Annotated in this window: 1 protein-coding gene; it reads right to left on the bottom strand. The window is 63.4% G+C overall.

From position 1 onward, the window contains the following. Positions 1–1,007, bottom strand: a 1,007-nt coding sequence (locus ABH939_RS33190; RefSeq protein ID WP_404650742.1) for an aspartate aminotransferase family protein, incomplete at both ends; no start/stop codon positions are given.

Raw genomic sequence — 1,007 nt, forward strand, 5'->3', positions numbered from 1 at the left:
TCGGTCATGACGAACGTCGGCGAAATCTGCATCGCACCCTGACCCGCCGCGCGACCCGAAATACCGTGCTCACGAAGCGTCTTCACGAACGGCAACGCCTCCGCCGGATCAGCCAACTGCACCGCGGCGACCGCACCGAGCCCACTACGAACCTCCGCCACCCGCGGATGCTCCGCCAGCGGCTGCAGATGCGTATGCAACGACGCCTCCAAACGCTTCGACTCCGCGAGCAGATTCTCACGCTCGAGAATGTCGAGGTTCGCCATCGCCGCCGCAGCAGCACCGGCATGCCCGCCGTAGGTGTACCCATGGCGCCACCACGAACCGGCATAGAACGGCTCCGCCACCCGCGGCGCGATGAACACCGCACCCATCGGCACGTAACCCGACGTCAAACCCTTTGCCGTGGTCATCATGTCGGGCTGCAAATCGAAACGGGTGGACGCGAACCACTCACCACCGATCCGGCCGAAACCGGTCACGACCTCGTCGACGACAAACAGAATGTCGTGCTCACGGCAGATGTCACGCACCTCGGCCAGATACCCCTCCGGCGGCAGATACACCCCACCCGCACCGATGATCGGCTCCGCGAAGAACGCAGCGATCTTGTTCGCACCGATCTTCTCGATCAACTCGAGCAGGCTCTTCGCATCATCCCAGCCGACGGTCGCCGCATCCGCCATCAGCTCGCCGTACCCCTCACGGTTCACCGGAATACCAGCGAGAGCCGTTCCGGCAACGTGCATTCCGTGATACGCCTTCTGGCGTCCGACGATGATCGTCTTCTCCGGCTGCCCCACCTCGTGCCAGTACCGACGAGCAAGCTTCGCCGCAGTGTCCACCGAATCCGAACCACCCGAGGTGAAGAAGATCTTGCTCCCGGCAACCGGCGCGATGGCCGCCAGACGCTCGGCCAACACCTGCGTGGTCTCGGGAACAAAATCACCGAAGTTGGAGAAATGAGCGATCTTCGACAACTGAGCCGCTACCGCATCCGCGATCTC

Source organism: Rhodococcus sp. 27YEA6 (assembly GCF_044908235.1).
Lineage (GTDB): Bacteria > Actinomycetota > Actinomycetes > Mycobacteriales > Mycobacteriaceae > Rhodococcus_F > Rhodococcus_F qingshengii.